A 21,981-nucleotide genomic window follows, 5' to 3' on the forward strand; every position below is an offset into this window, starting at 1 on the left:
AAAACTGACAGTCATAAGAGAAAGGAGATTTGAACATGGCTGCCAAGGACGTGAAGTTTTCGACCGAGGCCCGCGAGCGGATGCTGCGGGGAGTGGACACACTGGCGAACGCGGTGAAGGTCACGCTCGGTCCCAAGGGGCGCAACGTAGTGATCGAAAAGTCGTTCGGAGCGCCGCGCATCACCAAGGACGGCGTCACCGTCGCCAAGGAAATCGAGCTGGAAGACAAGTTCGAGAACATGGGCGCCCAGATGGTGCGCGAGGTGGCGTCCAAGACCAACGATCTCGCTGGCGACGGCACCACCACTGCGACCGTGCTGGCGCAGGCCATCGTCAAGGAAGGCACGAAATCGGTCGCGGCCGGCATGAATCCGATGGACCTCAAGCGCGGCATCGATCTCGCGGTGGAAGCAATTGTCAGCGACTTGAAGGCGCATGCCAAGAAGGTCACGTCCAATGACGAGATCGCGCAGATCGGGACGATCTCGGCCAACGGCGACACGGAGATCGGCCGTTTCCTCGCCGATGCCATGCAAAAGGTTGGCAACGAGGGCGTCATCACGGTCGAGGAGGCCAAGAGCCTCAATACCGAGCTCGAGGTAGTCGAAGGCATGCAGTTCGACCGCGGCTACGTCTCGCCGTATTTCGTTACGAATGCCGAAAAGATGCGGGTCGAGCTCGATGACCCCTACATTCTGATCCACGAGAAGAAGCTCTCCGGGCTGCAGACCATGCTTCCGCTGCTGGAGGCGGTGGTGCAAACCGGCAGGCCGCTTCTGATCGTTGCCGAGGATGTGGAGGGCGAGGCGCTCGCAACGCTTGTCGTCAACAAGCTGCGTGGCGGTCTCAAGATTGCTGCCGTGAAGGCGCCGGGCTTCGGTGATCGTCGTAAGGCGATGCTGGAGGACATCGCGATCCTCACCGGCGGCACCGCGATCTCCGAGGATCTTGGCATCAAGCTCGAGAACGTCACGCTCAACATGCTCGGTCGCGCCAAGAAGGTGGCAGTCGACAAGGAGAATACCACTATTGTCAACGGGGCTGGCGCCAAGAAGGACATCGACGCGCGCGTCGCCCAGATCAAAGCGCAAATCGAAGAAACAACCTCGGATTACGATCGCGAGAAGCTGCAAGAGCGGCTCGCGAAGCTTGCCGGGGGTGTTGCGGTGATCCGCGTGGGCGGTGCCACGGAAGTGGAGGTCAAGGAGAAGAAGGATCGCGTCGACGACGCGCTCCACGCAACTCGCGCGGCGGTCGAGGAGGGCATCCTTCCCGGCGGCGGTGTCGCGCTGCTCCGCGCGCTCAAGGCGCTCGATGGCGTCAAGACGGCGAACGCCGACCAGAAGGCAGGCGTCGACATCGTGCGCCGGGCGATCCAGGTGCCGGCGCGGCAGATCGTTCAGAATGCCGGCGAGGACGGCTCGCTGGTGGTCGGCAAGCTGCTTGAGAACGCCAGCTACAACTGGGGCTTCAATGCTGCGACCGGCGAATACCAGGATCTGGTGAAGGCCGGCGTGATTGACCCCGCAAAGGTTGTCCGGACGGCGTTGCAGGACGCAGCCTCGATTGCCTCGCTATTGATCACGACGGAAGCGCTGGTGGCCGACAAGCCCAAGAAGGCGGAGGCTCACACGCCAGCCGCGCCGCCGATGGACTTCTGACAAGACTTGCGCCCGGCCGGGCGACGGCCGGGCGCCTCCGCAAGCTCTACACAAGGTGACTAACACACAAGGAGAACGGGGATCACGATGAGCACGCAGATCGAAGCTCTGTTGCGCAAAAGCGGGGCCGCTCTGAATTGGCTCATGCTGGCCTCGAGCCTCGCAACCATCGCTTGGGTAAGTTTTCGAACGATAGGAGGATGAGATGATCAAAGATCAAACCATTGGCTCCGCTCGTGCGGAGAAAGATCGCGCCAACTGCCGCATCATTCAATGCCTGATGACAGCGCTGCTTGCATCGGCCTTGACGCTCCCGTCGATAGCCGCTTGGGGGACGGAAAGTTCGCCGGAGGAAGCAGTGGCGAGAGCGGCCGATATGCTGCGTTTGCCACCAATCCCGTATCTCGATTCAATGCCCTGGATGAACTGGAAGACATCGGCGCCGACACTGAGGATCGATACGCTCATGTCGCCGAGCATCACACCCTGGGGTGTTCTGAAATCGCCTCGGGATATGACCTCGCCGACTTTGAGTTGATGGCTGCTCCCAACAGCAATGCGGGCAGCGACTCGCGGTCCGCATTGCGCTGATGGTGGTCGCTGTCTTGTGCTTGCCTTTTTGGGCCGTCAATGGAGGGATTAGATGTTCGCTGGCTTTAGTGACCCATTTGAAGCGCTGCTGGCTCTGCAGCGCGCACTTGATGCACGCGTCGCAAGCGACTGGATGGGACGTGGAACCGCTGCGATCGGCAGTTTCCCGCCAATCAATATATTCCAGAAGGACGACGACCTGGTTGCGGTCGTCGAACTGCCTGGTGTCGACAAAAACGATCTGGAGATCGAAGCAAAGGACAATACCATTCGCATCCGGGGCAAAAAGACGATCGCCTATGGCGAGCAGGCAAGCGTCCATCGCCGCGAGCGTATCAGTGGCGTGTTTGACCGGACGTTATCGGTCCCGATTCGGATCGAACCTGATCAAATCAAAGCAGAATATCGCGATGGCATCCTCGCGCTGTTCATACCAAGGGCAGAGGCCGATAAGCCGCGTTCCATCAAGGTAAGCTAAGGAGGCTACTGTGGCAGAGTCCCAGGAACTACAGGTCCAGCAGAAACGCGAGGTCGAGAAGAAAACCGAAGGCACGACGCCGGGACGCGCATTCGTGCCAGTGACGGACATATTCGAGACTCCCGAGGCGCTGACGGTCGTGCTGGAGATGCCGGGCGTCGACCGTAATAGCATCGAGGCGAGCGTCGAGGATGACATCGTCACCATTGAAGGTCGGATTGATTTCTCGAAGTATGAGGGAATGCAGCCCGTCTACACCGAATACAACGTAGGCCACTACGCGCGCAGCTTTCAGATTTCCAACAAGGTCGACCAGAGCAAGATCAGCGCCCAAATGAAAGATGGCGTGGTTACGATCGTGCTGCCCAAAGCGGAGCAAGCCAAGCCGCGCAAGATTCAGGTGAGTTAGCGCGGCCTGCCACCGCGAGGCTGCCGGCTTCGGAATTTCGACTCGATGATCTTCGGCGTTGGCGCTGAGACTGGCGCCACGCCTGGGCTGCAGCAGAGAACCCTGGGATAGAACGCGGACGAGACCGGCGTTCACTTGCGCCGTTGGCCGAGCGGGTTAGATGACGCCAAAGTGCAGTCCGCGTTGCGCTGGAAAGCTTTCTTGCTCATGTTGGCCATTGAAAACGGTAACGGATCATCGTCCCCATCTAGGTGGTCGGCCCGGCCGGACGACCTAAGGGCGCGAACTCGAAAAGCGCAGCCAGCCATAGCCGGATGGATGCGAGTTGGACGAAGGCACCGACAATTTCCGCTGAAACCGTGCCAATGGAGACTTCTTGCCTTTGCGTTCAGTGCTATGATTGGCGCACCTACTGCAGTGCACATCCGGGTTTTGGGGGTCCCCATTGGCGCCTAAAGAACAGTCGGGGCTTCAACGCGAACCGCTCGTCAGCGAGCCGGCCCTGGAACGTGCCGAGCGCTTGGCCAATCTGCTGGCCTCTACAGTTGAGAATAGCGACGATGTGATCGTTAGCAAAAATCTGGACGGCATTATTACAAGCTGGAACAGGGCGGCTGAGCGCATCTTCGGCTATTCGGCCGCCGAGGCGATCGGCCAGCCCATTACACTTGTGATCCCGGAGGACCGACAAAGCGAAGAACGCGAGATTTTAACCCGCATCCGACGAGGTGAGCGCATCGACCATTTTGAGACCGTTCGGCGACGTAAAGATGGTAGCTCAATCGTCGTTTCGCTGACCATTTCTCCCGTCAAAGATGCCCACGGCAACATCATTGGCGCATCAAAGATTGCGAGGGATATTACCGAGCACGAGCGAGCTCAGGAGCAGATTAGCGTTCTGGCGCGCGAGGCGGAGCACCGAAGCAAGAACATCCTCGCGAACGTACAGGCAATCATCAATCTTTCTCAGTCCGACACCTGCGAGCGCCTCAAGGAAGTGATCAGCGGGCGCATCCAAGCGATGGCAAATGTTCACTCGCTGTTCGTTGAAGCGCGGTGGACAGGAGCGGAAGTCTCGGCGATCGCCAAGCAGGAGCTTGCTCCTTATCTCCAGGAGAGCCACGACAAGCGGATTGTGATGGAGGGTCTGCAAACCGTATTAGAACCCACCGCTGCGCAGGCGATTGCTGTGGTTCTGCATGAATTGGCAACCAACGCTGCCAAGTATGGAGCGCTATCGAACGCGAAAGGCCGGATTGCATTGACGTGGTCGCGCACCGAGGATGGACAGGTAATATTCCGCTGGACCGAATTGGGCGGTCCGAAAGTAAATGCGCCCGAACGCAAGGGCTTCGGTAGTCGCCTCATCGAAGGAACCATCAGGCCACTTGGCGGCAAGGTGCTCTTCGACTGGCGTGCGGAAGGGCTGATTTGCGAAATCGCCGTTCCGACGTAAAATCCAATCGAGATTGGCTTCGCTGCTCTCGCGACATATTTCGCTGCTCCACACAGTTTCCTGATCGCGAACGAGCGGCGGGTCATTCTGCATTGCAAAAAAACTGCGCGACGATCCCAGCCCCTCGACCGAAGAAACGCCGCCGGCTGACGCGCTCACGGAGCGAGGCCGAAGCCTGGCCCGAGGTCTCGCTGCATAAGCTGCAACGCAAAATTAATCGATGGAAAATCGTTGCAAAAAATTCTCGACGCGCCCTTGAAATTGATATCCCTTCTTCTAAGTCGTTTTTTGCCGCTTGCAGCGGTGCCGGGCGCCAGCTTTGGGTCCGGCGGACTAAACAGGGCGCCGGACGGTGGTGTCTTGCGCTCCTTCGTATCCATCTTGCTCTCAGGAGGACTTGGCTATGAGGACCTATGATTTCGCTCCCCTGTGGCGTTCGACCATCGGCTTCGACCGCCTTTTCGATCTCCTCGACGAAACCCAGCACAGGACCGAGGACAACTACCCGCCTTACAACATCGAGCGGCTCGGTGAAGATCGTTACCAGATCTCGCTGGCGCTGGCCGGATTCGGCCCCGATGAGATCGCTGTGACGGCCGAGCAGAACGTGCTCACCGTGGAAGGCCGCAAGGGGGATAAGGACCAGCGCGAATATCTCTACCAGGGCATTTCGGCCCGGCCATTCAAACGGCAGTTCAATCTGGCTGACTACGTCCAGGTGAAGACAGCGGCGTTTGACAACGGCCTGCTCCGGATCGAGCTCGTGCGCGAGATCCCCGAGGCCATGAAGCCCCGGCGCATCGCCATCGGCGGTGGCGCCCCAGCCGGGCAAATCACGCAGAAGGCAGCTTAGCCCGCCTTTCGCCTGATCTCGTCGCGCGGGCAGCAATTGTCCGCGTGTCGACCACCTTCAAGTCAAGGAGGATATCATGGGTTTTCGTGATCTTGTTCCATGGACGAAAGGTCAACAGCTCTCAACAGGGCACGACGCTTTCGATCCGTTTTTCACGCTTCATCGCGAGATGAACCGTCTGTTCGACGATGTCTTTCGCGGGTTCGGTCCGCTCAGCAGGGTGGGCAGTCCGGTGATGGAAGGCCAATTCGGCTGGCCTCGGCTCGAACTCAGCGAAACCGACAAGGTTGTGACTGTTTCCGCTGAACTTCCGGGTCTCGGCGAAAAGGACGTTCAGGTTGAAATCGCCAACGGCGTTCTTTCAATCCGCGGCGAGAAGAAGGCCGAGCGGAGTGACGAATCGAAATTCGTCACTGAGCGCTACTACGGCGCGTTCGCACGTCAGATTCCACTGGATGGAGTTGAGGAAGACAAGGCCAAGGCGGATTTCAAGAACGGCGTCCTGACTGTGACGATTCCGAAGTCCGAGCGGTCGACCTCGAACGTCAAGCATATTGCGGTCAACACAAACTGAAGTTGGGCGGTGGCGGTTTCGCCGCCTCCGCCTTCAACCCAGTCTCGCATTAACCCGTCTCTCGAGAAAGGAGCAAAAGGAGACACGATATGAGCCAGGCAGATCGCACCGCCAACAATGTTGGACCCTCTTTCCACCCTGTATCCCACTACGATTCACCCGACGATGTCTTGAACGATGCCGCGCTTTCGACAGATGAGAAGCGATTGATCCTCTCATCCTGGGCGTCGGATATGTACGTGGTCGAATGCCAGCCGGCCTTGCGTGAAGTGCCGGGGATCCGGCACAGGCTCCGTCTGGATGACATTCTGACGGCGCTTAAGCAATTGGACGGCGACAGCGATCCACCGCCCCGCGGGGGAATGGCCATGCGGCTTCCTCGTTTCAGCAAGCTTGAATGCACTGCTTTTCAAACGCCGCAGCGCATCACCAGCAGGCACGCCGGGACGAGGCGGTACCGGTCGATGCAGGCGTCGCGCGCAGAGGATCATTCGCGGTGGACCCGCGAGGCAAACGTGCGGCGATATCGCAAGCTCTTGACGACACAGCTGACTGATGTTGAACGCAGCTTCATAGAGCGACGGCTTGCTGAAGAATTGCACGGTTGATCGGTGTTCAAGAAGCTCGCTTTGACACCAAGTCGGGGCGGCCGATGACTACGATAGATGACAGCTTGAGTGAGATCAGATCCTTGCGGAATGAAATCTGGCGCTGCCGAAAGCTGCTGCAAACCCAGTTATCCAATGCTGAGCGAGAATGCGTGGAGAGACGCCTGCGTGAGCAACAGTCAGTCTTTGAAGGCTTATTGGCGTCTACATTCCCTTTTGAGTTGAAGCTCTGAAGCAGTTTGGGAGAAGCCATAAAATCGGGTCGGGAGGAACATAGGGATGACTGTAGGTTCGTTGGCTCAGATCAAGATGGGTACGGAAGCGCTTGCTCTCTGTATCGCAGGCGTCCTGTGCGAACGAGATCCATCTCTTCTGGCTGCATTTCGAGAGAGAGTACAAATGCTCTATCGCGTCCTCGACGATCGCGGAGACCATGAAGCGGCGGCTATGGTTGGCGCGTTTGGGAGGGCGTTGGTCGATCCCGCATTCAAGCCTCTTCCGAATTAGTCTATGGAAGGGTTCGATGACAAGACTTCCTGTGACCGCTGCGGGTCATATTGCCCTGGAAGAGGAGCTGAGGCGCCGCATTCGAGTCGCGAGACCTAGCCTTGTTCGGAGAATCCGGCAAGCGATCTCCGACGAGGCCAACTTGGTTGAGAACTCGGAATACCAGGCTGCGCTCGCGGAGCAAGAGCTGAATGAGACTCGAATCGCTGACTTAAGACAAGCTCGCGCGCGCCGAAATCGTCGACGTATCGAAGCTTTCCGGCGATATGATCAAGTTCGGCGCCACAGTGACGCTGATTGATGACGACACCGGTCAGAAGCGGATCTGGCAGATCGTTGGTGAGCCCGAGGCCGACCCGAGCGAGGGGAAGATTTCGGTGACCTCACCGATCGCTCGGGCATTGATCGGTAAGATCAAGGGAACAACGGTGCTGGTCGATGCGCCAGGCGGCACTAAGGCCTATGAGGTCCGGAACGTAGAGTGGTTTGCGGACAAGGAACGAAAGCAGGTCTGAGGCGGAATTAGCCGCGCGCTGCTCGATTCCCGGAGCCGGCCAGTTTGGGTATGTTCCGATAGTAACCAACATCGGAGCGTAGATTGGATCGTCCAGCCCGCAGCGACCCGAGTATACGCCGAACCGGCGCCCGTCCAGGCGGCGGCACCTAACGGCGCACCGCGATGGCCAGGGAGCACGACATGCGGGCCACGGGGCCTATAATCTAGCATCACGATAACGGATAAAGGACTTCTGGCGATGAGACTGCGCTTGTCCGATGTAGCTCCTTCTGCCGTTCTAGCAGAGCACTACCGGGTCCAAGCCGAGCTATGCCATCAAATGGCTCGGATGACCGCGAGCCCTTTTAAAGAGGGCTGGCTGGAGCTTGCTGCAGAGTGGACGAAGCTGGCGCGGGAAACAGAGGCAAAGCCGCACTGATTGCGGCCTAACTGATCGTCGGTGGCAATTCGCCCGCCGAATGGAGACCGAGCGCGGTACGGCCATCGCACGTCCGCGGCATTCTCAAGGGCCGACCGGCCAGTCCCGCAGCGATGTTACAATTGATATCAATCAGGGGCGTCAGCTTCGCTGGATCCGGCTCCGTCTGCATTTCGAAGGTTCGTGCAAAAACGAAAATGGCGATATTGGCAATCCCTTGACGAACTTCCAGCGAATTTGGACTCTCGTTTGATTCCGCCTCCGCAAAAAAGATGCACCACAATCTCCGATTAAAAATCAGGGCTTTATGCAAATTCTGGTCAGGGCCCGTCCAATTGGTCTGGATTTCCCGCAACTGTCTCGCGGCGCTTTAACAGCGCTTGCGCCTCAATCTCGCGGGGAGTCGCCGTTGTCTGAGAAGTACGCGCGTAAGCTTGGGCACCATAGGACATCACAGCTACCTCGACTTGAAACGAAAACGCGAGGGAACTGAGTTTTAGGCTTTCGTTTTTAAAATATGGTTATCAAGATCAAGCTCCGCCGGAGCGAACTACTCCAAAAAGATCGGTTGCGCTGCAGTCAGTAGGGTCCGCAGGACCTCGTTGAGAAACATCAAGAAGGCTGTCGAAGCTGATGGTCGATCTCCAGCAGGGAGACCTACTGCCCCAGCTTTGGTCGTGGCTGCATCTGCCGCTCGTACTCGAAGGAGGTCTCTCCGGACCTCAGCACCTTCTGGACCTGCCCTGTGTGAGGTATTGCGCGATCCAGCGAATGCGAATGTTCCGCTGTTTACACGAATGCAGGCGGACTTGACTGCCGCTATGCACTTTTTCGCTTTGCATCGCCGTGACATTCGATTTTTTCGAGGGCGCGGCCGGAACGCTACCACCCGCTCGATGCTAATTTGATTTTTGTTCACATTGGAACTGACCGGCCGATGTCGGCATATTAGGATCAGTTGGAAATGCAAACCCTACGGTTAGGACCCGTAAGCCATGAGGTTGTGTGATGCAGCGTCGACGCAGGTTTAAACAAATCATCTCCTTCAAGGATCGCCTCGCCTCATTTGCCAAAGAAGCCCGCGAGAGAGCTTCCCGCCTGAGACCCGGACCTGAGAAAGACGAACTGCTCAAGAAAGCCAGTCAAGCCGATACCGCCTCTCATCTGGATGATTGGGCTCATTCGCCCGAGTTGCGGCCGCCCAGATAACTTCTTTGGCGGCTTCATTGGAAGAAACCGACCGGCATAGGCTCTCCGTGCAGGCAAGGTGAGAAGCACCGTGCTTCACATCGGGCTCTGTCGGTGGGGGGTACTAACTTTGCTCAAATATCTCAACGGCGATCCAGCAGTTGGCGTACCCGAAGGGCAAGCTTTGCTTGCGAGACCGGCTTTTCAACGAGGTCGACACCTTCATCCAACCGGCCTTGATGCACAACCGCATTGCTCGAGTACCCCGTCATATAGAGGACCTTCAACCCCGGCCGGATTTGCGCTGCGCGCTTGCCGAGCTCGCGCCCATTAATTCCTGGCATCACCACGTCTGTGAGCATTAAATCGATCGACGGCTCGTCTTGCATAAGGATGGTAAGGGCCGATTGCGCGCTCGATGCGGCAATGACCTTATAGTTGAGGTTGCGAAGCACGTCCGCAACGTAGGTACGAAGGTCGGCATCGTCCTCCACAACGAGGATGGCCTCAAGCTTGTCTCCTTCCGGGAAGGGCTCCTCGGGCTCATCGGATAGCGGCGCCGATGCGCCTTGATAGCGCGGGAAGTACATCTTGATCGTCGTTCCCTGGCCGACTTCGCTGTAGATTTTCACATGGCCGCCGGATTGTTTGACGAAGCCGTAGACTTGGCTCAATCCAAGGCCCGTGCCTTGGCCCGCTTCCTTGGTTGTGAAAAATGGCTCGAAGGCGTGATTCAGGGTATCTTCGCTCATTCCGGCGCCGGTATCTGTCACGCTGAGCACAACGTATTGGCCCGGCACAATTTCCGGGTTTAGGCGACAATACCACTCATCCGCCGATATATTGACGGCTTCCACGGTGAGTTTTCCTCCGTCCGGCATAGCATCGCGCGCATTGATCGCGAGGTTGACGATTGCCGATTCGAGATGGTTTGTATCGATCTCGATCAGCCAAAGGCCGGCGCTGCCGACGGTCTGAACCTCGATCCGCTCGCCCAGTGTCCGTTGCAGGAATTCCTGCAGGGCGTTGAGAAAATTATTCAGGTTGAGCGGCTTTGGATCGAGGGGCTGGCGTCGCGAAAACGCCAAGAGCCGGCTGGTCAGCGCTGCCGCCCGCTGCGCACCGCGCTTAGCATGGGCGAGGGCGCGTTGGAGATTTGCGTTCCCACCGAGTTGACGAGCGTGGCGTTCAGCGGTTTCCAGATTACCGGTCACAATCATCAGGAGGTTATTGAAATCGTGGGCGATGCCGCCTGAGAGTTGGCCCACCGCCTCCAGCTTTTGTGAGGCAACGAGCTGCTCCTGCACTTCTCTAAGTTGCTCCTGAGCCACTCGGCGCTCAGTGATATCGCGCGTGACTTTGGCAAAACCAACGAGGTTGCCGGCATCGTCTTTGATGCGATCGATGACGACCGAGGCCCAGAATTTCGTACCGTCTTTGCGAACGCGCCAACCTTCGGCTTCAAACCGTCCCTTTTCTGCAGCTTCCGCCAGCGCATGCTTGGGGATTCCCAGCTCAAGGTCGCCCGGTGTGTAGAATTGGCTGAAATGCTTTCCGATGATTTCGTCCGGCGCGTAACCCTTGATGCGCTGAGCTCCTGGATTCCATGTCGTGATGTTTCCTTGCGGATCGAGCTGAAAGATCGCGTAATCGACAACCGCCTCGATCAGTTGGCGGTAGCGTCGTTCGCTTTGGAGCAGATCTTCGTGTGCCTGTTGCCGTTCGGTGATGTCGCGAGTGACTTTGGCAAAGCCAATCAGTTCGCCGTCTTCGTCACGGATGGCGTCGAGGACCACAAGCGCCCAAAAGTGACTCCCGTCCTTGCGTACGCGCCAGCCCTCTGAGGCGAAGCGGCCGCTCTCTCGAGCGATCTGCAGGGCTCGCTGCGGAAGGCCGTTCGCGCGATCCTCGGGCGTATAAAAAACCGAGAAAGATTTCCCGATGATCTCGTCGGCCGAATAGCCTTTCAATCGTACGGCGCCGGAATTCCAGCTCCGCACAACGCCGTCCAGGTCGATCATGAAGATCGCGTAATCAACAATAGCATCTATGAGCAGCTGGAGACTTCGTGCGTCGCCAATCCCGTCCGCTTTTGATTGTGCTGTCAAGGGGCTATAATTCTCCTAACGTCGGCCCAACGCGCGCCAGCGCGCACCGGTTCCAGAACTCACGCCTGCTGACCACGTCATACGAAGCGACGCGAACCGAAGCCTGTAGCCTCGATACGAGTACGCTGGTCCTTATCCTCGGTCGAGAGAGATGCAACCGAATAGGTCGGAGATCAATTCCCGAAAGCGTTCGTCGATGCCCTTGGCACTGAGCAGATTGGGGATGCTACTGCAGCTTCAATTCGAAAAGGATCACCGCGCGTTTAGTAAAAGCCTCACGCAGCTAAAATTGAGAGGGATAGTCATTTTGAGTAATTGGAGGCAGCTCAAAAAGCGTTTCTCGCGCGCAAGCCGCGCCAGAAATGAGAGAAGCGATAGTCTGGCCTTCTGCCTCTCTCGTTGCTAATTTCTGCGAAACGCCAACAAGCGAGGCTTGGTGAATATGCCACGCTACTATTTCGACATGCGCCACGGAGACGAAATCGCCACCGACGAGGAGGGGCTCGAACTCCCCACCATTGTATCCGTCCAGGAAGAGGCAGCCCGCTCCCTCGCGGACATGGCGCGGGACGCCGTGCAGTCTCATCGCGACGGGACAAGGCGTCCTATGGCCATCGAAGTCCGGGATGACAGCGGGCCGGTCCTCCAGGCTCGGTTTACGTTCGAGGTCGAGAGGCAAAGGCACTAGCCAAGGTCGGCACCTCGTACAGCAAGTGCCGACGCAGGCCTCATCGCCTCTTGATTGCGCTAACGCCTGCGGCGAATGTTCGATGCAAGGGGCGGGGACACCATGAGCCTTTTCGTCGAACGCCCGTCAGGCCGCTTCGGCATTCACGGCGGAAACCGCCAGCTTGCTCAACGCTTCGTCCGTCTTCTTTTCCTCCGCCAACGTTTGATCGAGCAGCTTGACCGCATCCTTGTGACCCAACTTGTCAGCCCAGCTTTTCAAAGTGCCATAGCGCGAAATCTCGTAATGCTCGACCGCCTGAGCCGCCGCCAAAAGGCCCGCGTCGAGTGCCGGAGTATCAGCGTACTCGTCCATGACTTCCTTGCCTTCGTCGAGGATGCCCTCGATAGCATCGCACTTCTTGCCGCGCGCCGGCTTGCCGAGAAGCTCGAAGATCTTTTCGAGGCGTTCGATCTGTCCTTCGGTCTCGTCGTGATGCTTCTCAAAAGCCTCCCGTAACTGGTCGGACGCCGCGGCCTTAGCCATCTTTGGCAACGATTTGTAGATCTGCTTCTCCGCGTAATAGATGTCCTTCAACGTATCGACGAACAGGTCGCTCAGGTCCTTCTCAGACATGATTTGGCTCCGCGTTTGGGTAAAAGCTATGCAAGGCAATACGGAGCCGTGAACGAAGTTCCAGACCTACCCGTTTGCAGACACTAAACACTCCACCTCATCCGGGAACGAGAATGCTAGGGCCTTCGTTAAAGGTTATCCCGAAAAAAGGAGTGATGAAGATGGACTGGAATCGCGTCGAAGGTAACTGGAAGCAGGTCAAGGGTAAGGTGAAGGAGCAATGGGGCAAACTAACCGATGATGACCTCGACGTCATCAATGGGAAGCAGGATCAGCTCGAAGGCCGCCTGCAACAGCGTTACGGCTATGCCAAGGATCAGGCTACGAAAGAGGTCAACGATTGGTATGGCCGGCAAAAATGGTAGGTTTGGAACGAAGCTGGCCAAGGGACATTAAAATGTGACGATGCGCCCAAACAAATAGCGTTCATGGGACCAGGCACCATTGCCCCCACGCAGCGTCGCGGGGGCTTTTTCTTGAGCCGGCCATCGTGCGCATCCCTTTCAATGGAGTGACTTGTGAAAATCCGAGCCGGCTACGACATCGCCTTTCAGTGCTCTCAGGAGACGCCGATGCTGCTGATGCTGAGCGTGCGGCCAGAACGGGGAGCTGATCTTTTGACAGAGCATCGCATCCAGCTGTCCAACGAAATTCCTTCGCGTGACTATCGCGACCTGTTTGGGAACGTTTGCACCCGACTTGCGGCCCCGGCAGGTCTTCTCGAAATTCGCAATGAGTTTGTTATCTCCGACAATGGACTTCCCGATGAAGTCTCACCGCGTGCCGAGCAGTGGCCGATCGACTGTCTGCCCGACGAAGCGCTCGTTTATCTTCTAGGTAGCCGCTATTGCGATACGGAGAAGCTGTCTCAACTCGCGTGGCAACAGTTCGGATCCATCGTCGGCGGCTGGCAGCGCGTGAAGGCGATCTGCGACTACGTGCATAATCAACTTGAATTCGGCTACCACCACGCGCGACCAGATCGCACCGCGTCCGAGGGGCATCAGGAAAGGCGCGGTGTGTGTCGAGACTTCGCGCATTTGGCCGTGGCACTCTGCCGCTGCTTGAATATCCCGGCCCGTTATTGCACCGGATATCTTGGTGATATCGGCGTACCACGCGATCCGGCACCGATGGATTTCAGCGCCTGGTTCGAGGCGTTTCTCGATGGCCGGTGGTTCACGTTTGATGCAAGACACAACCATCCCCGGATCGGCCGCGTCGTCATTGGGAGGGGACGGGATGCTGCCGATGTTGCAATCTCAACCGCGTTCGGGCCGACTCAACTCGTCCGCTTTCAGGTTGTGACCGAGGAGGTGGCGAATACATCCGCCGATCAAAAGCTGGAGGCGGCGGTGTGAAGCCCTTGTAAGGGGCCAGATCAGTTGCCTCGGCCGGTAGTAAACTAAATTTTCGTGTCGATCCTGGTGCCCCGGGCCACCCTTTTTTCAGGACCTTCTTGACCTCGCGGACCGGCCATTCCTTCGTTGCGTGAATCACGCGAACCCCAGCGTCGTCAGCCGCAGACACGAGCACATGCGAGCTGATCTCCTCCCCAACCTGCTCGACACGGACGTCAGTGTCAGGTCCCCAATGTAGGGCGATATCGAGGTCGCCGGGAAAGATCTTCCACTTCGAAACAACGTCTAACTCAACCAGGAGGCTTTCTGAATGAGACCTAATTTTCACTTGGCCGCCTGCTTTTCAAGCTGCTTTAAATGCGTCAGACCAGACACAACCAGTCTTTTCTCGTCGGTCTCACCTTTGGCGACTTGCCCGAAGACGTACTCGCGAAGGGCCTTGCGAGCCTGACTGAGCTCGCAATGATCGCGATCCTTGAACTGCTCGAAAACGCTCATGGCGCGCTCAATGGCGGCAGGCGCGACGATTTCTTCGATCGGATCAGTCATGGCAGAAACAACTACGGGGTTGAACTTTGTTCCAACAAGCGGCTGTGGGAGCTATTACCCCGTCGCATCTGCAAAGGCAGACGGAGCCCCTCAAGTTGACTTTTGTGGCGGCCGCGAACGCGCCACCCGGCGAATGACGGGAATGCCTTGATTGGTAAGCGAGCGCGACTCGCTCCTGACGCTTTTCCAAGCGCGCGCCTGCTGTTCCATTTTTTTCGCCCAGCGACGCTCAAAGCGGTCGACTATATGGCGTGGCAATTCTGTTGAACTCATCGCCGTTTCCTTCAGTAGCCGCTCCGGGTTAGTGGAGACCCTTTGCTCAATCGTAATACCGCCCGCGACGCTGCCGGGGTGCAGGCTGTCTCAGCAATAGCGCCAGTGCGAACCCGACACCGCCTGCGATCAGCAGCGATCCAAGCGGATTGTTTTGCACGAGCTTCGCAACCGCCTGTGAGCCATCGCTACTTTGGCGATAAACCTGCTTGGCGTAGCTTGCCGCGCTGTCGGTAGCGTTACGTGCTGCTTCTTTGGCCTGGCCGTATAGATCTTCCACTTTGCCCGCCGCCTGCCGGATGCCCGTGGCGTCAGCATCTCCAGCCATGTCGCCGACCGTACGCTCAGGTTTACCGGTCACATTCTTGGCCGTTCACGCAATCCGATCCTCGTCCATGACGTCAAGCTTCCAGGCTCCACTCGGGCTTGCAAACTAACCAAGAGCTTCCGGCGTTGGTTCCTATATCAGCGTGAACACTGGTCGCCGCGCCCCAAGGATAAACTGTTGGCGAAGGACCTTGATGACAGCCATGCGTCAAGACCCCGCGCTCGTGCCAGGCCGATATCCCCGCAGGTGCTGATCTCCTCGAGCCACGAGAAAAACTCAGGCTTTTCGGAACCATTTGTTCCAGCCGCGCATTTTGTGGGCAGGAAAAGCTGGAGGACTACATGGAGCAAAGCACCGGAGCAGTTTCGACTGAACGAATAGAGCCCACGACTTCAGGAGTAAGTTGGGCGGCGGTTATAGCAGGCGCTGCGGCCTCCTGCGCGTTGACCCTGCTTCTTTTGTCCTTTGGTGCGGGGATGGGCTTTGCAGTCGTTTCCCCCTGGGGCGGTCGAGGCGTTTCTTCATCAACGTTCGAAATAGGTACGGGGCTATACTTCATCGTTATGGCGATGATTTCGTCTGCTGTCGGAGGCTACCTAGCCGGTCGCCTTCGTACCAAGTGGACGGGCATTCACACCACCGAAGTCCAGTTTCGCGATACAGCTCACGGTTTTTTGGCGTGGGCGGTAGCGTCGGTTGTGGGTGCAGTGTTGCTCGCTTCTCCTGCAAGCACCCTGATCGGGAGTGCTTTATCCGGCGCGTCGCAGGTGGCCGCTACCTCGGTCCAAGCGTCTCCGGTGGATAGCTACGCCGATATGCTTCTGCGTTCGGACAATCGCGCCGATCAGCAACAGCTTTCAGAGACGCGCGGCGAAATCGCTAGGCTTTTTACAACCAGCTTCCGAGATGGAAATGACATCAACGCTGCGGACCGGGTCTATCTCGTGAAGCTCGTCTCGTCGCGGACCGGCCTGAGCCAGAGCGACGCTGAAAAGCGCGTAAACGATGTGGTGACCCGAGCCAAGACGGATCTGGATAAGGCCCGCAAGACGGCAATGCAGACGGCTATTTGGCTAACGCTGTCGTTGTTTATCGGCGCTTTCTGCGCGGCGTTAGCAGCATTGGAAGGCGGCGGTTTACGTGACGGCACTTGGGGAAAAACGGCCATTCGTCAAGTGGCGCCTGCGCGACAAATCTAAGCGGTGACTTTCAAATAAGGGAGAAACTAATGCCAATCCTTCTCTGGTTACTCGGAATACCGATCCCCCTGATCATCTTGATCATGCTGCTCCATCATTAGTCGAAGCGGCAACTCAGACCATTGAGCGGAGGAATGTGAAATGAAGAGACCTTCTTGCGGGAGCTGCGTTATGCGCGGCCCTTGCCTCTGGCGCCTATGCAGCTACCACCATGACGGCGGCGCCAACGGAAAGCTGGACGGTCACAAACTACTACAAGCAGGCCGTCTATGATCCGAAAGAGTCCAAGATCGGCGATATCGATGACGTGCTGGTTGACAAGTCCGGCAAAGTCACCGGCTTGGTGATCGGCGTTGGGGGCTTTCTTGGCGCAGGCGAGAAGGACGTGATCGTACCATTCTCAGCAATAAAGATGTCCAAACGAAATGACAAGTGGTGGCTGACGCTGGATGAGACCAAAGACGATCTCAAAAACTCGCGCGGCTTCACATACGACAAGACGAGTACGACCTGGGTTCCCGAAAAGAAGTAAAGAACTCAGCCCCACGCGAAACACGCTGCAAACCAGCAGCGTGCTTTGCTTGGCATCAAATCAGCCCTCTAAGAGTCCTCCTGGACGGCCGGCAATGGAACAGCCAGGTAACATCGCGCAAGGCACCAAAGCCGACCCCGCGCGTATCTCGACCGGGAGTGCAGGCCTCGACGATATTCTTTGCGGCGGACTTGATGCCGAAAGGATGTACCTGTACGAGGGCCGCCCGGGCACTGGCAAGACGACGCTGGCACTTCAGTTTCTTATCGAAGGTGTGCGCCAAGGGGAGCGGGTTCTCTACATTGCCCTCTCGGAATCGGAAGCCGAACTTCGGCTTGTTGCCAAACGGCATGGATGGACCCTGGATCGGGTCGATATCTTCGAGCTCGTCCCTCCCGAAACGACGCTAGATCCCGAGCGCGAACTTACGGTTCTGCATCCGGCCGAGATTGAGCTGAGCGAGACGACGAAACTGGTTTTTGAGAAGATCGCGGAGCTCAATCCGACCCGGGTTGTGATCGACAGCTTATCGGAGCTTCGTCTTCTCGCGCAGAATTCGCTCAGGTATCGCCGTCAGGTACTGGCTCTTAAGCACTTCTTCGCAAAGCGGCACTGTACGGTTGTTCTTTTGGATGACCTTACATCTCGTGATACCGACCTCCAGCTCCATTCAATTGCTCACGGCGTTGTTCTCCTCGAACAGCTTGCCATCGATTATGGTGCACAACGAAGGCGGCTTAACGTCGTCAAAATGCGCGGCATTGAATTTCGCGGAGGCTTTCATGATTTTGCTATCGCCAAAGGCGGTTTGAACATATTCCCTAGGCTGGTTGCGGCTGAGCATCACACTCGATTTGACGCTGGTTTTGCTCCGAGCGGCAACGCCGAACTCGACAAACTCCTCGGGGGCGGTTTGGAGCGTGGGACCAACGCCCTGCTCATCGGCGGCGCGGGAGTGGGAAAGTCGTCGCTGGCCCTAACCTATGCGATTGCAGCGGCCGAGCGCGGCGAGAGTGTCGTCTACTATGCCTTCGACGAAGGGCGCGGCACCCTTGAAGCGCGAGCCAAGACGATAGGGCTTGGACTGCAGGCCGCATTGAACTCGGGCCATCTTCGATTGCAGCAGATCGATCCTGCCGAACTTTCACCAGGTGAATTCGCGGCCAATGTTCGACATAGCGTTGAAGTCGATAAAGCACTTGTCGTCGTCATTGACAGCCTTAACGGTTATCTGAATGCAATGCCCGATGGGCGCTTCCTAGTCCTTCAAATGCATGAACTCCTGAGCTATCTCGGCCAGCAAGGGGTGCTCACGATACTCGTTCTCGCCCAGCATGGGTTGGTCGGCCCGATGGATACACCGCTCGATATCAGCTATCTGAGCGACGCCGTGGTGATGCTGCGTTATTTCGAGTTCGACGGGACAGTGCGGCGGGCGCTTTCGGTAGTAAAGAAGCGAAGCGGCAACCATGAACGCACCATTCGCGAGTTTCAACTGACTCCAACGGGGATCCAGGTCGGTCCGCCACTTACCGGATTTAGCGGCGTGTTCGCAGGAACACCACGCTACACCGGCGACAGCAAGCCACTTTTGGGCGCAGAGAAACATGGAGCATGAAGCGCTCGCCTTGCGAGTAATGATCCTTGCCCCCATAGGCCGCGATGCATCGGCGTCCGCCGATCTGTTGCGAAATGCCGGCTTGACGGCTCATGTCGCTGACAATCTGGCCGGACTGCTCGCCGGTCTTACTTTCGGAGCGGGCGCCGCCTTTGTCGCCGAGGAAGCATTGTTCAACGAAGACCTAACGGCGCTTCAAGACTGGATTGCTCACCAGCCCTCGTGGTCTGACTTCCCTTTTGTTGTTCTGACCAGCCATCTTGATCATCCAAGCATCAAGAGTTGGCGTCAAACGCTCGCCAAAAAACTCCAAAACGTTTCCATGCTGGAGCGGCCCCTCCAAGCGATCACGTTGACAAGCGCGATGCAAGTCGCACTTCGTGCCCGTGGCCGCCAGTACGAGGTCAAGGCGTTGATGGAGGCGCAAGAACAAGCGGCGGAACATCTCGAAGCTCTGGTAGCAGAGCGGACCCAGGAATTGGAAAACGCCAACGAAGAGTTGAAAAACGAGATGACCGAGCGCGAGCGCGTGGAAGGTTCGCTGCGCCAGTCACAAAAGATGGAAGCCGTTGGCCAACTGACGGGCGGTCTCGCCCATGACTTCAACAATTTGCTGACAGGCATTAGCGGTAGTCTCGAATTGACGCGAGCGCGGCTGTCTCAGGGAAAAGCGGATTCCGTTGACCGCTACATTACGACTGCGCAAGAAGCGGTGAAAAGGGCGGCTGCACTGACCCACCGGCTGCTCGCATTCTCACGACGTCAGGCACTTGAGCCGAAGCCGACGAACGTCAATCGGCTCGTCACCGGCATGGAGGAACTGATTCGTCGCACCGTTGGCCCAGCCATCCACGTCGAGGTAGTAGGCGCGGGTGGGCTTTGGTCTACGCTTGTCGACTCCAACCAGCTCGAGAACGCCTTGCTGAACCTGTGCCTCAACGCGCGGGACGCTATGCCACAGGGAGGCCGTCTGACTATCGAGACTGCAAACAGGTGGTTGGACGAGCGCGGGGCGCGGGATCTCGATATTGCGCCGGGCCAGTACATTTCATTGTGCGTAACCGACACCGGGACCGGTATGGAACCCGATGTGTGCGCTGCTCACGCGTTTGACCCGTTTTTTACGACCAAGCCGCTGGGTCAAGGCACGGGCCTGGGCCTTTCCATGATCTACGGGTTTGCTCGTCAATCAGGCGGTCAAATCCGGATCTACTCGGAGGTCGGAAAGGGCACCACCATGTGCCTCTATCTTCCGCGCCATGACGACGATCCTAACTTCAACGATGCAGCCAACTTTCCCGAAGCAAGCGAGTCTCTCGGAGACGGCGAGGTCGTCTTGGTGATCGATGACGAACCGTCAATTCGAATGCTGATCACCGACGTTCTGTCGGACACCGGCTATTCGGTCCTCGAGGCCTCGGATGGTCCGGCGGGGTTGCGGGTCTTGCAATCCGCCGCGCGAATCGACCTGTTGATCACCGACGTCGGTCTTCCAGGGGGCATGAACGGGCGCCAGGTTGCCGATGCGGCCCGAAGCCTGCGGCCGGACCTGAGGGTACTCTTCATTACCGGCTATGCTGAGAACGCGTTGATGGGGAATGGCCACCTCGAAAAGGGGATGCATGTTTTAGCCAAGCCGTTTGAGGTCGAGCGCCTGGCAATCAAGATTCGTGAGTTGGTTAAAAGTTGAACTCCGACCTATGGGCGGCGTCGCGGCCCGCTCGTGCGTTTGCTTCGGCATGGGCCAACTGGTGGGTCAGTCGTTCATTTTCGGATGCCGGCCTGTTTCCGAATGCAGTGGTCTAGCTTGAAAATGCAAGGACCGCTGATTTGATTAAGTACACTGTTGAACATTATCAGGAACAAATCTTTCTGGCGTCACTTGCCTCGTCGGAGCACTGCAAAGAGGCAGAGGGAAGAACGCGGGTGACTGACGCAGTTACAGTTCTGATCGTGGAGGACGATCAGCTAATTCAGGGTATGGTCGAAGAGGCTCTGTCAGATGGGGGTTTCAAATCAGTGATCACAGGGTCGGGCGAAGAAGCCGTTGCGCTTCTTCAGGCGAATGAGTCCATATATCGGGCTATCGTGACCGACATCAATTTGCTCGGGAGGATCAACGGCTGGGAAGTGGCCCGGTGCGCCAGAGAGATCGACCCAGTGCTTCCCGTCATCTATATGACCGGCACTCATGGCGAGGATTGGCCATCCAGAGGCCTCCCGAATAGCGTTCTGTTGACCAAGCCCTTTGCGCCGGCGCAACTTGTGACGGCCATTTCCAACCTGCTTAATGCGGCGAGCCCCCCATCCTCGCCGGCAGCCTGAGGCCGCCTGAGGTAGGCTATGCCAACAAGAAGCGGCGAAGAAGGCCGGCGCGAAGAAACCGTCGGTCAGAGCGCAGCGAAAGTCGGCTCCTGGTGTTGGAGCATCCGGCGACGCCGGACGGTCGCTACTTTGTCCGCGGCAGAATCAGCGCCTGGCGGCATGGCACAACAACGGCTGGTGCCGAGGAACCGAAGCCAGCGCCCGACATTGTATCAGCCATCGGAAATTCAAACGGTTAGGACCCGTAAGCACGAGGTTGTGTCATGCAGCGTCGCCTGTTCAAACAGGTCGAGGTCGCTCGAAGACCGACTTGCCCAAGAGGCGAAGCGCCTTCGCGAAGAAGCGAAATCCCTTCCACCTGGCATTACCCGCGATGAACTGATCCGCAAAGCCCGCCAGTGCGAAACAGGCTCGCACATGAGCGACTGCTTGCGCTCGCCCGGATTAAAGCCCCCAGATTCAGGATGGACTCATTTGAATTTGGCCAAATCAACTGGCCGAGCGCATACAGGGCGGCAAGAAGGAGACGTGCTTTTGTATTGCGCGCGACACACACAAGACTTGGGTATGGCGGCACAGGGTCGCACCCTCCCGGCCAGAAGAAAGCGCCGGGTCCACTGGTAGGTACACTTGAAAGCCGCTATTCAAAAAAGTGATGGACTTTCAGTTGGATAGACGAGGGTTCGATTCCGCCCCTGGGCACCACGCTTCGCCCTTCGGGCTGCGCGTGGCGCGGCCACGCCTCTGCTCGAAGGGCGAAGCGTGCCCGGCGAAGCCGAGCGCAGCGAGAGCAAAGACGGACTGGCGCGCGAAAGGGACAGCGCTCTCAGTCATATTCAAATGTCAAACAGCCACTCCGTCATTGCGAGCGAAGCGAGGCAATCCACACTGTTTCCACGGAAGGCAGTCTGGATTGCTTCGTCGCGGAGCCTGTCATCGGGCCGCGCTTCGCGCGGACCCGTTGGCTCCTCGCAATGACGGCGGAGAAAGCGTGACTCAGCATTCCCGCGGCACGAAACGCGCCCGAGTGATGCATCAGCGTCGTCCCCTCCAAAATCGGAGGGCACAGGGAATGCCGGGTGCAGGCCGCACCCGCGAGCCTTGCGTGCAAAGAAAGTGCACTTT

General features: G+C 57.7%; 22 protein-coding genes and 2 pseudogenes. 17 read left to right on the forward strand and 7 right to left on the reverse strand.

The features are described from left to right. Nucleotides 1-35 precede the first annotated feature (35 nt). The 5 genes from groL (at nt 36) to VKR55_RS30090 (ending at nt 4,595) form a co-directional block, all read left to right on the forward strand. Nucleotides 36-1,661: a chaperonin GroEL gene (gene groL / locus VKR55_RS30070; protein WP_324409022.1), complete on the forward strand. Its 1,626-nt coding sequence runs from the start codon at nt 36-38 to the stop codon at nt 1,659-1,661. A gap of 205 nt (nt 1,662-1,866) precedes the next feature. After that, nucleotides 1,867-2,199, forward strand: a complete 333-nt coding sequence (locus tag VKR55_RS30075) for a hypothetical protein (RefSeq protein WP_324409023.1) — start codon at nt 1,867-1,869, stop codon at nt 2,197-2,199. Between the two features lie 105 nt (nt 2,200-2,304). Beyond that, nucleotides 2,305-2,730: an Hsp20/alpha crystallin family protein gene (locus VKR55_RS30080; RefSeq protein WP_324409024.1), complete on the forward strand. Its 426-nt coding sequence runs from the start codon at nt 2,305-2,307 to the stop codon at nt 2,728-2,730. Nucleotides 2,731-2,740: 10 nt separating this feature from the next. Then, nucleotides 2,741-3,139 (forward strand): Hsp20/alpha crystallin family protein, encoded by a 399-nt coding sequence (locus VKR55_RS30085; RefSeq protein ID WP_324409025.1) that lies wholly within the window; start codon nt 2,741-2,743, stop codon nt 3,137-3,139. A gap of 445 nt (nt 3,140-3,584) precedes the next feature. Next, a complete protein-coding gene (locus VKR55_RS30090; RefSeq protein ID WP_324409026.1) occupies nt 3,585-4,595 on the forward strand; it encodes a PAS domain S-box protein in 1,011 nt (336 codons plus the stop codon). Nucleotides 4,596-4,750: 155 nt separating this feature from the next. Here VKR55_RS30090 and VKR55_RS30095 read toward each other — a convergent pair whose 3' ends face one another. Beyond that, on the reverse strand, nt 4,751-4,975 hold the full coding sequence (locus VKR55_RS30095; RefSeq protein ID WP_324409027.1) for a hypothetical protein: 225 nt from the start codon (nt 4,973-4,975) through the stop codon (nt 4,751-4,753). Between the two features lie 23 nt (nt 4,976-4,998). Here VKR55_RS30095 and hspD point away from each other — a divergent pair, with 23 nt between their 5' ends. The 4 genes and pseudogenes from hspD to greA all read left to right on the forward strand — a co-directional run bounded on the left by hspD (nt 4,999) and on the right by greA (nt 7,652). After that, complete coding sequence (gene hspD / locus VKR55_RS30100) at nt 4,999-5,448, forward strand: small heat shock protein HspD (RefSeq protein WP_324409028.1); 450 nt, start codon at nt 4,999-5,001, stop codon at nt 5,446-5,448. 76 nt (nt 5,449-5,524) lie between these two features. Continuing rightward, complete coding sequence (locus VKR55_RS30105; protein WP_324409029.1) at nt 5,525-6,022, forward strand: Hsp20/alpha crystallin family protein; 498 nt, start codon at nt 5,525-5,527, stop codon at nt 6,020-6,022. A gap of 89 nt (nt 6,023-6,111) precedes the next feature. Beyond that, entirely contained in the window at nt 6,112-6,630 is a 519-nt protein-coding gene (locus VKR55_RS30110) for a hypothetical protein (RefSeq protein WP_324409030.1), read from the forward strand. 523 nt (nt 6,631-7,153) lie between these two features. Further along, a pseudogene (gene greA / locus VKR55_RS30115) lies at nt 7,154-7,652 on the forward strand (transcription elongation factor GreA). 511 nt (nt 7,653-8,163) lie between these two features. On the opposite strand, the pseudogene flaF reads toward greA, so the two are convergent. Together flaF and VKR55_RS30125 are read right to left on the reverse strand one after the other, a co-directional pair. Continuing rightward, nucleotides 8,164-8,524 (reverse strand): annotated as a pseudogene (gene flaF, locus VKR55_RS30120) (flagellar biosynthesis regulator FlaF); the annotation flags it as partial. A gap of 879 nt (nt 8,525-9,403) precedes the next feature. After that, complete coding sequence (locus VKR55_RS30125; protein ID WP_324409031.1) at nt 9,404-11,368, reverse strand: hybrid sensor histidine kinase/response regulator; 1,965 nt, start codon at nt 11,366-11,368, stop codon at nt 9,404-9,406. Nucleotides 11,369-11,810: 442 nt separating this feature from the next. Here VKR55_RS30125 and VKR55_RS33140 point away from each other — a divergent pair, with 442 nt between their 5' ends. Continuing rightward, nucleotides 11,811-12,056 carry a DUF6894 family protein gene (locus tag VKR55_RS33140; protein WP_414642495.1) on the forward strand — a complete coding sequence of 82 codons (246 nt, stop codon included), beginning with the start codon at nt 11,811-11,813 and terminating at the stop codon, nt 12,054-12,056. A 126-nt stretch (nt 12,057-12,182) separates the two neighbouring features. On the opposite strand, the gene VKR55_RS30130 is transcribed toward VKR55_RS33140, so the two are convergent. Further along, entirely contained in the window at nt 12,183-12,671 is a 489-nt protein-coding gene (locus VKR55_RS30130; protein WP_254110026.1) for a YciE/YciF ferroxidase family protein, read from the reverse strand. Nucleotides 12,672-12,832: 161 nt separating this feature from the next. Between VKR55_RS30130 and VKR55_RS30135 the strand changes: the two genes are divergently transcribed. Together VKR55_RS30135 and VKR55_RS30140 are read left to right on the forward strand one after the other, a co-directional pair. Then, a complete protein-coding gene (locus VKR55_RS30135; protein ID WP_254110025.1) occupies nt 12,833-13,036 on the forward strand; it encodes a CsbD family protein in 204 nt (67 codons plus the stop codon). A gap of 153 nt (nt 13,037-13,189) precedes the next feature. Continuing rightward, nucleotides 13,190-14,032, forward strand: a complete 843-nt coding sequence (locus VKR55_RS30140; RefSeq protein WP_324409032.1) for a transglutaminase-like domain-containing protein — start codon at nt 13,190-13,192, stop codon at nt 14,030-14,032. A 324-nt stretch (nt 14,033-14,356) separates the two neighbouring features. Here the strand turns inward: VKR55_RS30140 and VKR55_RS30145 are convergent, their stop codons facing one another. The 3 genes from VKR55_RS30145 to VKR55_RS30155 all read right to left on the reverse strand — a co-directional run bounded on the left by VKR55_RS30145 (nt 14,357) and on the right by VKR55_RS30155 (nt 15,215). After that, nucleotides 14,357-14,581 (reverse strand): hypothetical protein, encoded by a 225-nt coding sequence (locus VKR55_RS30145; protein WP_324409033.1) that lies wholly within the window; start codon nt 14,579-14,581, stop codon nt 14,357-14,359. Nucleotides 14,582-14,671: 90 nt separating this feature from the next. Then, nucleotides 14,672-14,854 (reverse strand): hypothetical protein, encoded by a 183-nt coding sequence (locus tag VKR55_RS30150; protein WP_324409034.1) that lies wholly within the window; start codon nt 14,852-14,854, stop codon nt 14,672-14,674. Nucleotides 14,855-14,900: 46 nt separating this feature from the next. Next, nucleotides 14,901-15,215: a CsbD family protein gene (locus VKR55_RS30155; RefSeq protein WP_324409035.1), complete on the reverse strand. Its 315-nt coding sequence runs from the start codon at nt 15,213-15,215 to the stop codon at nt 14,901-14,903. A 308-nt stretch (nt 15,216-15,523) separates the two neighbouring features. Between VKR55_RS30155 and VKR55_RS30160 the strand changes: the two genes are divergently transcribed. The 5 genes from VKR55_RS30160 (at nt 15,524) to VKR55_RS30180 (ending at nt 20,856) form a co-directional block, all read left to right on the forward strand. Then, nucleotides 15,524-16,381: a hypothetical protein gene (locus VKR55_RS30160; RefSeq protein WP_324409036.1), complete on the forward strand. Its 858-nt coding sequence runs from the start codon at nt 15,524-15,526 to the stop codon at nt 16,379-16,381. A 211-nt stretch (nt 16,382-16,592) separates the two neighbouring features. Continuing rightward, on the forward strand, nt 16,593-16,913 hold the full coding sequence (locus VKR55_RS30165; protein ID WP_324409037.1) for a PRC-barrel domain-containing protein: 321 nt from the start codon (nt 16,593-16,595) through the stop codon (nt 16,911-16,913). A 94-nt stretch (nt 16,914-17,007) separates the two neighbouring features. Further along, entirely contained in the window at nt 17,008-18,531 is a 1,524-nt protein-coding gene (locus tag VKR55_RS30170; protein WP_324409038.1) for an ATPase domain-containing protein, read from the forward strand. Further along, complete coding sequence (locus VKR55_RS30175) at nt 18,521-20,221, forward strand: response regulator (RefSeq protein ID WP_414642496.1); 1,701 nt, start codon at nt 18,521-18,523, stop codon at nt 20,219-20,221. The genes VKR55_RS30170 and VKR55_RS30175 overlap by 11 nt, the downstream gene beginning before the upstream one ends. Before the next feature lie 140 nt (nt 20,222-20,361). Beyond that, nucleotides 20,362-20,856, forward strand: a complete 495-nt coding sequence (locus VKR55_RS30180) for a response regulator (protein WP_324409039.1) — start codon at nt 20,362-20,364, stop codon at nt 20,854-20,856. Nucleotides 20,857-21,981 lie beyond the last annotated feature (1,125 nt).

This window comes from Bradyrhizobium sp., assembly GCF_035309285.1.
Taxonomy (GTDB): Bacteria; Pseudomonadota; Alphaproteobacteria; order Rhizobiales; family Xanthobacteraceae; genus Bradyrhizobium.

Excerpts from the sequence above, each read along its gene's own strand:
- VKR55_RS30145 (WP_324409033.1), bottom strand. The coding sequence starts at position 14,581 with ATGACTGATCCGATCGAAGAAATCGTCGCGCCTGCCGCCATTGAGCGC.
- VKR55_RS30095 (WP_324409027.1), bottom strand. The coding sequence starts at position 4,975 with ATGGATACGAAGGAGCGCAAGACACCACCGTCCGGCGCCCTGTTTAGT.
- VKR55_RS30130 (WP_254110026.1), bottom strand. The coding sequence starts at position 12,671 with ATGTCTGAGAAGGACCTGAGCGACCTGTTCGTCGATACGTTGAAGGAC.
- VKR55_RS30110 (WP_324409030.1), top strand. The coding sequence starts at position 6,112 with ATGAGCCAGGCAGATCGCACCGCCAACAATGTTGGACCCTCTTTCCAC.
- VKR55_RS30160 (WP_324409036.1), top strand. The coding sequence starts at position 15,524 with ATGGAGCAAAGCACCGGAGCAGTTTCGACTGAACGAATAGAGCCCACG.
- VKR55_RS30105 (WP_324409029.1), top strand. The coding sequence starts at position 5,525 with ATGGGTTTTCGTGATCTTGTTCCATGGACGAAAGGTCAACAGCTCTCA.
- hspD (WP_324409028.1), top strand. The coding sequence starts at position 4,999 with ATGAGGACCTATGATTTCGCTCCCCTGTGGCGTTCGACCATCGGCTTC.
- VKR55_RS30075 (WP_324409023.1), top strand. The coding sequence starts at position 1,867 with ATGATCAAAGATCAAACCATTGGCTCCGCTCGTGCGGAGAAAGATCGC.
- VKR55_RS30135 (WP_254110025.1), top strand. The coding sequence starts at position 12,833 with ATGGACTGGAATCGCGTCGAAGGTAACTGGAAGCAGGTCAAGGGTAAG.
- groL (WP_324409022.1), top strand. The coding sequence starts at position 36 with ATGGCTGCCAAGGACGTGAAGTTTTCGACCGAGGCCCGCGAGCGGATG.
- VKR55_RS30150 (WP_324409034.1), bottom strand. The coding sequence starts at position 14,854 with ATGAGTTCAACAGAATTGCCACGCCATATAGTCGACCGCTTTGAGCGT.
- VKR55_RS30165 (WP_324409037.1), top strand. The coding sequence starts at position 16,593 with ATGACGGCGGCGCCAACGGAAAGCTGGACGGTCACAAACTACTACAAG.
- VKR55_RS33140 (WP_414642495.1), top strand. The coding sequence starts at position 11,811 with ATGCCACGCTACTATTTCGACATGCGCCACGGAGACGAAATCGCCACC.
- VKR55_RS30170 (WP_324409038.1), top strand. The coding sequence starts at position 17,008 with ATGGAACAGCCAGGTAACATCGCGCAAGGCACCAAAGCCGACCCCGCG.
- VKR55_RS30175 (WP_414642496.1), top strand. The coding sequence starts at position 18,521 with ATGGAGCATGAAGCGCTCGCCTTGCGAGTAATGATCCTTGCCCCCATA.
- VKR55_RS30080 (WP_324409024.1), top strand. The coding sequence starts at position 2,305 with ATGTTCGCTGGCTTTAGTGACCCATTTGAAGCGCTGCTGGCTCTGCAG.